This window comes from Neisseria sp. P0021.S005 (assembly GCF_051956955.1).
The window spans coordinates 1-7,322 of the sequence record NZ_JBQCWY010000123.1 but is presented as its reverse complement, the minus strand read 5'-3'; the positions used below and the strand labels follow the sequence as shown (position 1 = coordinate 7,322).

General features: G+C 51.0%; 8 protein-coding genes. All 8 read left to right on the top strand.

Going from position 1 to position 7,322, the window contains the following annotated elements; translation table 11 throughout:
- The coding region (gene trpB, locus ACTHUE_RS08570) for a tryptophan synthase subunit beta (RefSeq protein ID WP_440423285.1) at positions 1 to 1,067 on the top strand (1,067 nt) is incomplete at its 5' end.
- A 194-nt stretch (positions 1,068 to 1,261) separates the two neighbouring features.
- A complete protein-coding gene (locus ACTHUE_RS08565) occupies positions 1,262 to 2,167 on the top strand; it encodes a DMT family transporter (protein ID WP_219088769.1) in 906 nt (301 codons plus the stop codon).
- 52 nt (positions 2,168 to 2,219) lie between these two features.
- Positions 2,220 to 3,509, top strand: coding sequence for an adenosylmethionine--8-amino-7-oxononanoate transaminase (gene bioA / locus ACTHUE_RS08560; RefSeq protein ID WP_219089729.1), 1,290 nt, complete (start codon positions 2,220 to 2,222; stop codon positions 3,507 to 3,509).
- A complete protein-coding gene (gene bioD / locus ACTHUE_RS08555) occupies positions 3,506 to 4,162 on the top strand; it encodes a dethiobiotin synthase (protein WP_107791960.1) in 657 nt (218 codons plus the stop codon). The genes bioA and bioD overlap by 4 nt, the downstream gene beginning before the upstream one ends.
- A complete protein-coding gene (locus tag ACTHUE_RS08550; RefSeq protein WP_107791959.1) occupies positions 4,152 to 4,646 on the top strand; it encodes a chorismate--pyruvate lyase family protein in 495 nt (164 codons plus the stop codon). Before bioD ends, ACTHUE_RS08550 begins: the two co-directional genes overlap by 11 nt.
- A 173-nt stretch (positions 4,647 to 4,819) precedes the next feature.
- Positions 4,820 to 5,740: a 4-hydroxybenzoate octaprenyltransferase gene (gene ubiA / locus ACTHUE_RS08545; RefSeq protein ID WP_070843283.1), complete on the top strand. Its 921-nt coding sequence runs from the start codon at positions 4,820 to 4,822 to the stop codon at positions 5,738 to 5,740.
- 269 nt (positions 5,741 to 6,009) lie between these two features.
- Positions 6,010 to 6,459 (top strand): PTS IIA-like nitrogen regulatory protein PtsN, encoded by a 450-nt coding sequence (ptsN, locus tag ACTHUE_RS08540; RefSeq protein ID WP_039862228.1) that lies wholly within the window; start codon positions 6,010 to 6,012, stop codon positions 6,457 to 6,459.
- Between the two features lie 3 nt (positions 6,460 to 6,462).
- Positions 6,463 to 7,322: HPr(Ser) kinase/phosphatase (gene hprK, locus ACTHUE_RS08535; RefSeq protein WP_440423283.1), on the top strand; the 860-nt coding region annotated here is incomplete at its 3' end.

The window sequence follows — 7,322 nt, the reverse complement described above, 5'->3', positions numbered from 1 at the left end:
GGGAAGAGTTCCGCCATGATTTGAAACACTATGTCGGCCGTCCCAGCCCTGTTTACCATGCCGCGCGATTATCCGAGCATTTGGGCGGCGCACAAATCTGGCTGAAGCGTGAAGATTTGAACCACACTGGCGCGCACAAAGTCAACAACACCATCGGTCAGGCTCTGCTTGCCCGCCGCATGGGCAAAAAACGCGTGATTGCCGAAACCGGCGCGGGTCAGCACGGCGTGGCTTCTGCCACCGTCGCCGCACGCTTCGGCATGACTTGCGACGTGTACATGGGTGCGGACGATATTCAACGCCAAATGCCGAACGTGTTCCGCATGAAATTATTGGGTGCGAACGTGGTCAGCGTTGACAGCGGCAGCCGTACTTTGAAGGACGCGATGAACGAAGCCATGCGCGAATGGGTGGCGCGTGTGGACGATACGTTCTACATCATCGGCACCGCCGCAGGGCCTGCACCGTATCCCGAAATGGTACGCGATTTCCAACGCGTGATCGGCAATGAAGCCAAAGAACAAATGTTGGAAGCTATCGGCCGCCAACCTGATGTTGCCGTTGCCTGCGTGGGCGGAGGCTCCAATGCCATCGGTTTGTTCCATCCCTATATCGAAGAAGAAAACGTACGTTTGGTCGGCGTAGAAGCCGGCGGTTTGGGTGTGGATACGCCAGACCACGCCGCACCGATTACCAGCAAAGCCCCTATCGGCGTATTGCACGGTTTCCGCAGCTATTTGATGCAGGACGAAAACGGTCAAGTTTTGGGTACGCACTCCGTTTCCGCAGGCTTGGACTACCCAGGCATCGGCCCGGAACACAGCCATTTGAACGACATCAACCGCGTGGAATACACCGTTGCCAAAGATGACGAAGCACTCGAAGCCTTTGACTTGCTCTGCCGTTTCGAGGGTATTATTCCTGCGCTGGAATCCAGCCATGCCGTTGCTTGGGCGGTGAAAAACGCGCCGAAAATGAGCAAAGACCAAGTGATTTTGGTCAACCTCTCCGGTCGCGGCGATAAAGACATCAATACCGTGGCGAAACTCAAAGGCATTGAGTTGTAAGCCTTATTGATTGAGCAGCAAAGGCCGTCTGAAAAAGCTGGATATCAGTCTTTCAGACGGCCTTTGTTTCCGTAATGATTCAGCGTAGTATTTTATCCGCACAAACTCTATCAAGTATCGGCGGCTAAGGAAATTTATCCTTCCAAACTGCGTTTGTACGCTTTCTAAACCAATTATTCAATTTATCCATCACCATGAAACATTTAGCAATCCATCTAAAACTATTGGGCATGGCGGCGTTTTGGGGCGCATCTTGGCCGATGGGGCGAATGCTGGGACAGGCGCTGCCACCTTTAACGGGCGGTATGCTGCGCTTTTTGACGGCGGCTATCTTGCTTTTGGGCTGGCTGTTTGCACGGTATCGGTTGCGTACTTTGGCGGTTTTGTCGCGCAAACAATGGCTTGGATTGGCACTGGCGGCGGCATTCGGGGTATTTGGTTTTACTGTGTTGTCTATGCTGGGTTTGCAGCGGATTCTTGCTTCAAGGGCGACGGTGTTGGTCACGTTCAATCCTGTGTTGACGATGTTTTTTGCGGCTTTGTTGTTTGGCGAGAAGCTCAACGGCAAGATTGTGTCGGGTATGTTGTTGGCAGTGGCAGGCTCGATATGGGCGGTCACGCATGGCGAGATTGCGGCATTTTTGTCGGGCGGCGGCATAGGGTGGGGCGAAGTGCTGGTGTTTTGCAGCCTTTGCTGTTTGGTTACTTATACGATGATAGGCAGGGCGGTGTTGCAGGGGATTGATGCGCTGACGGTCACTGTGGCCACCGCTTGGCTGGGTGCAATGATGTTGCTGCCGCCTGCGCTGATTTCAGACGGCCTGCCGTTTGGTATGCTTGCCGAAATGGACGGCAGGGGCTGGTTTGCTTTGATTGGCCTGTCTGTCGGGGCAACGGTCTTGAGCTATGCGTGGTATTTTGAAGGCGTGAAGACTTTGGGCGCCGGCAGCGCGGCGGCGTACATTACTTTGGTGCCGGTATTCGGTATTCTGTGTTCCGCTTGGTTTTTGGGCGAGGCGTTGCATGTTTCTTTGGTTGCCGGCTGTTTGGCGGCAGTGGTCGGATTGGCGTTGATGCAGTACGGAAGACGTGCCGTCTGAAATAGGAAATATGTTATATAATAATGAAACTGATCAAACCATTGTTTTCGACATGTCTGAACATTCCTCCCTGCTCGATTTCGACCGCGCCCATCTGCTCCATCCTTATACATCTATGACCGACCCGTTGCCTGTTTATCCGGTGCGCCGTGCGGAGGGTGTGCACATCGAATTGGCGGACGGTACGCGGCTGATTGACGGGATGTCGTCTTGGTGGTGTGCGATACACGGCTACAATCATCCCGTTTTGAATCAGGCGGTTGAAGCGCAGATTAAACAGATGTCGCATGTGATGTTCGGCGGTTTGACGCACGAGCCGGCGGTGGAGCTGGGCAAATTGTTGGTCGGGATTTTGCCGCAGGGGCTGGACCGTATTTTTTATGCGGATTCGGGTTCGGTTTCGGTGGAAGTCGCGCTGAAAATGGCGGTGCAATACCAGCAGGCGCGGGGTTTGACGGTGAAGCAGAATATTGCGACGGTACGGCGCGGGTATCACGGCGATACTTGGAACGCGATGTCTGTCTGCGATCCGGAAACGGGGATGCACCATATTTTCGGCAGCGCGTTACCACAGCGTTATTTTGTCGATAATCCGAAAAGCCGTTTCGACGATGAATGGGACGAGGCGGATTTGCAGCCTGTCCGCGCCTTGTTTGAAGCGCATCATGCGGATATCGCCGCCTTTATTTTGGAACCGGTCGTGCAGGGCGCGGGCGGCATGTATTTTTATCATCCGCAGTATCTTCGCGGATTGCGCGATTTGTGCGACGAATTTGATATCGTGTTGATTTTTGATGAAATTGCCACTGGATTTGGGCGTACGGGCAAGATGTTTGCCTGCGAACACGCGGACGTCGTACCGGATATTATGTGTATCGGCAAGGGCTTGAGCGGCGGCTATATGACGTTGGCGGCGGCGATTACTTCGCAAAAAGTCACCGAAACGATTTCGCGCGGTGAGGCGGGTGTGTTTATGCACGGACCGACATTTATGGCAAATCCGCTGGCGTGTGCCGTAGCCTGCGCTTCGGTCAAACTGCTTTTGTCCCAAGATTGGCAGGCAAATATCCGCCGCATCGAAAGCATCTTAAAAGGCCGTCTGAAAGCTGCATGGGACATTCGCGGCGTGAAAGATGTGCGTGTTTTGGGTGCCATCGGGGTAATTGAGCTGGAAAAAGGCGTGAATATGGCGCGTTTTCAAGCGGACTGCGTGGCGCAGGGCATTTGGGTACGCCCATTCGGCAGGCTGGTGTACCTCATGCCGCCTTACATCATTTCAGACGACCTCTTGACCGAACTTGCCGACAAAACCGTACAAATTTTGAAGGAACACAGCAAATGAAAGGCGTTTACTTCGTCAGCGGCATTGATACGGACATCGGCAAAACCGTCGCCACCGGCGTGTTGGCAAAACAATTATTGCAGCAGGGCAGAAGCGTGATCACGCAAAAGCCCGTGCAAACCGGTTGCCAAAACATCGCCGAGGACATCGCCGTCCACCGCAAAATCATGGGCATACCCATGCAGGAAGCCGACAAACAAGGGCTGACCATGCCCGAAATCTTCAGCTATCCCGCCTCGCCCCACCTTGCCGCCCGTCTGGACGGCAGGGCTTTGGACTTGGACAAAATCCGCACTGCCACGCAAGAATTGGCGGCGCAATATGAAATCGTGTTGGTCGAAGGCGCGGGCGGATTGATGGTTCCGCTGACGGAAGATTTGTTGACTATTGATTATATTCAGCAACAGGCTTATCCCGTCATTCTCGTTACCAGCGGACGGCTCGGCAGCATCAATCACACCCTGCTCAGTTTCGCCGCGCTTAAACAATACGGCATCCGGTTGCACAGCCTGATTTTCAACCATATTCACGACAGTAAAGATGAAACCGTTGCCGGCGATACCTTGGAATATCTTAAAGGCCGTCTGAAAGATGAATTTCCCGAAGCCAAATGGCAGGAGTTGGCCAAAACAGAGGTGGTAAATGGCGTTTGATATACCGCGTGGCACACTTTGTTCATATGCCGAAGCTTCAAGTCTTCTGCCGTCTAAGGCCGGACATTTGCTGACCGTTTCTTCGCTAACCGCTGCGTTGCGCGCTTCCGGTAAGGATTTTTCAGTCAAGCCGGTGTATTTGGGTTTGACGAAGGGTGCAGAAAACGGAGACGAAATCTTTGTGCGCGATGTTTTGCTCAAACTGGACGGCGAAACAGTAATACAAGCCAGAAGCGCGTGCCGACCAGATAGCCGTCTATGGACAGAATTATTGGATTGTGGAACGCAGCCTTTGGGTGAGCGCCTGTTTGACGGTACATTGCCGTTGAAGCGTTCGGATTTTGAGTTTCTTCGTTTTGAAGATTTCGACCATCCATCTTTCAGACGGCCTGTTACCGCGCGCCGTTCGTATTTCGATTGGAACGGCGAAACATTGGAATTAACAGAATATTTCTTATTGAAATTAATAGATTTATACCGCTAAGGCTGTCTGAAAATAAAACCGTTTACCGATGTTTGTCATAATTCTGATATAATACAATAAATTAAATTGTTAAGATCTGTTTGATTTCAGACGGCAATAAATTATAATAAGAGCTAAGGCTCTAAAAAGCCTTTCCTTCCGAATCGACACATAAACAACGACACATTACATCAATGAACATAAGGCGCTTTTTTCTACAATTTCTACCGCGTTACGCTGTCGGACGGATGGTGATATACGCCAAACTGATGCGCGTCGACAAACCCATTGGCACACTGCTTTTGCTGTGGCCGACTTATTGGGCATTGTGGATTGCGTCTAAAGGCGTTCCTGACGCGGATATTTTTCTTGCCTTTAGCGCAGGCACATTTTTGATGCGCAGCGCAGGTTGCGTGGTAAATGACTTTGCCGACCGCAATTTTGACGGTGCAGTAGAGCGCACTAAAAACCGCCCGTTTGCCAAAGGTTTGGTTTCTAAAATCGAAGCGCTGCTTTTGACCGTCATGTTGTGTCTGATGGCAGCTTTATGCTTGGTGCAGCTCAACCGCTTTACTTGGCTGATGAGCCTTCCGGCCTTGTTCCTGGCCATCACATATCCCTTTACCAAACGCTTTTTCCCGTTGCCGCAGTTTTATTTAGGACTGGCATTTTCGTTCGGCATTCCCATGGCCTTTGCCGCCGTGCAAGGCCGAGTGCCTTCCGAAGCGTGGCTGATGTTTACCGCCAATGCCTTATGGACGTTGGCTTACGACACGATTTATGCCATGGCGGACAAAGAAGACGATTTGAAAATTGGCATTAAAACTTCGGCAATCACATTTGGCCATCACGACATTACTGCCTCTATGCTTTGCCATTTTTGGTTTACGGTATTGATGGCGGTGTTGGGTATCAAAATCGGTGCAACTTGGCCGTATTGGTTGATATTGCCGATAACTGTTTATTGGCAGTATCAGCAATATGTTGTCATCCGTACGCGCAATCGCCAGTTGTGCTTCCAAACGTTTTTGGCCAATAACCGCATCGGTTTGGCGTGGTTTTGCGGATTGGTCTGCCATTATTTCTGGGTATTTTTGGTTTCCAAACTGTTTTAAAAAAAGAAGTTGGGGCCGTCTGAAAAGAAGGGGAAAAGGGGTATGCCGGGCATACCCCTTTTCATTTGAATCATAGTTTGGCTATTGATAGCATTTTTACTTTAAATTCAATATAAGCAAGCAGTTGGATTATTTTTAGCTCGTTAAAAAATATCAAGAACAACATGGAAAATGTTAGCAGGGCGAGTGTAAATTACGCCTTCAGGATTGAGATTTGCACCGACAATCGGTACAATCCTATTGTTTTGCGACATTTAAAAGAGATACACATGAGCCTGATTGGCGAAATTTTACCTTTGTCCCATATCGTTTTGGATTTGGAAGTCAGCAGCAAAAAGCGTCTGTTTGAAGAGGCCGCCCAGCTGCTGGAGAATGAAGCAGAATTACCGAATACCAACGTGTTCGACTGCCTGTTTGCCCGTGAAAAGCTTGGTTCGACCGGTTTGGGGCAGGGGGTGGCGATTCCTCACGGCCGTCACGCATGCGTGAAAAAAGCCACCGGTGCGTTTATCCGCACCAAAGAGCCGGTTGCCTTTGATGCGCCCGACGGCAAACCCGTTTCCTTGATTTTCATCCTGCTTGTGCCTGAAAACGCTACCGGCGAACATTTGGAAGTCTTGTCCAAACTGGCCGGCAGATTCTCTCAAAAAGCCATCCGTGAAGCATTAATGGCCGCAACTTCTGCCGAAGAAGTACGCACACTTCTGACCGAAGAGTAATTCATGCCCAGCATATCCGTCCGCCGCCTGTTTTCCGACAATCAGCACAAACTCGAACTTGCTTGGGCTGCCGGCAATTCTGGCGCGGACAACCGTATCGGTGTCGAAGCCGATAAACCCGTCTTGGCCTTGGTCGGCCACTTAAACTTTATCCATCCCAACCAAATTCAAGTTGTCGGCGTAGCTGAAGCCGAATATTTGCGCCGCTTGGAGTCGGGCGAGCTCAACTACGATTTCGGAGAGCTTTTCGACATCCCCATGTCTTTGGTCATTGTCGCCAACGGCTTGCCGGTATCGCCCAAATTGCGCGATTATTGCCATACCAACAGTATCCCCTTGCTGACTTCCAAACAGGAAAGCCCGCACCTGATGGACGTTTTGCGGATTTATCTGCAACGGACATTGGCAACTTCCACCATCAAGCACGGCGTATTTTTGGATGTATTTGAAGTGGGCGTACTCATTACCGGACAATCCGGCTTGGGTAAGAGCGAATTGGCATTGGAGCTGATTTCGCGCGGCCACAGCCTGATTGCCGATGATGCGGTCGAACTTTTCCGTACCGGCCCGGAAATGCTGGAAGGCCGTTGCCCGCCTATGCTGCGTGATTTCCTCGAAGTACGCGGTTTGGGCATACTTAATATCCGCCATATTTTTGGCGAAACCTCTATCCGTCCGAAAAAAATCCTCCAGCTGATTATCAATTTGGTTCCGGCCGACGACGGATATATGAAACAACTTGATCGATTGAGCATCCGTACCGAAACAGAATCTATCCTCAACGTCAGCGTCCGTTCCGTTACCCTGCCTGTTGCAATCGGTCGAAACTTAGCAGTATTGGTTGAAGCTGCAGTACGCAATTA

Coding starts and splice junctions, on each gene's coding strand:
- bioA (WP_219089729.1), top strand. CDS start 2,220: ATGTCTGAACATTCCTCCCTGCTCGATTTCGACCGCGCCCATCTGCTC.
- ACTHUE_RS08565 (WP_219088769.1), top strand. CDS start 1,262: ATGAAACATTTAGCAATCCATCTAAAACTATTGGGCATGGCGGCGTTT.
- ACTHUE_RS08550 (WP_107791959.1), top strand. CDS start 4,152: ATGGCGTTTGATATACCGCGTGGCACACTTTGTTCATATGCCGAAGCT.
- ubiA (WP_070843283.1), top strand. CDS start 4,820: ATGAACATAAGGCGCTTTTTTCTACAATTTCTACCGCGTTACGCTGTC.
- bioD (WP_107791960.1), top strand. CDS start 3,506: ATGAAAGGCGTTTACTTCGTCAGCGGCATTGATACGGACATCGGCAAA.
- ptsN (WP_039862228.1), top strand. CDS start 6,010: ATGAGCCTGATTGGCGAAATTTTACCTTTGTCCCATATCGTTTTGGAT.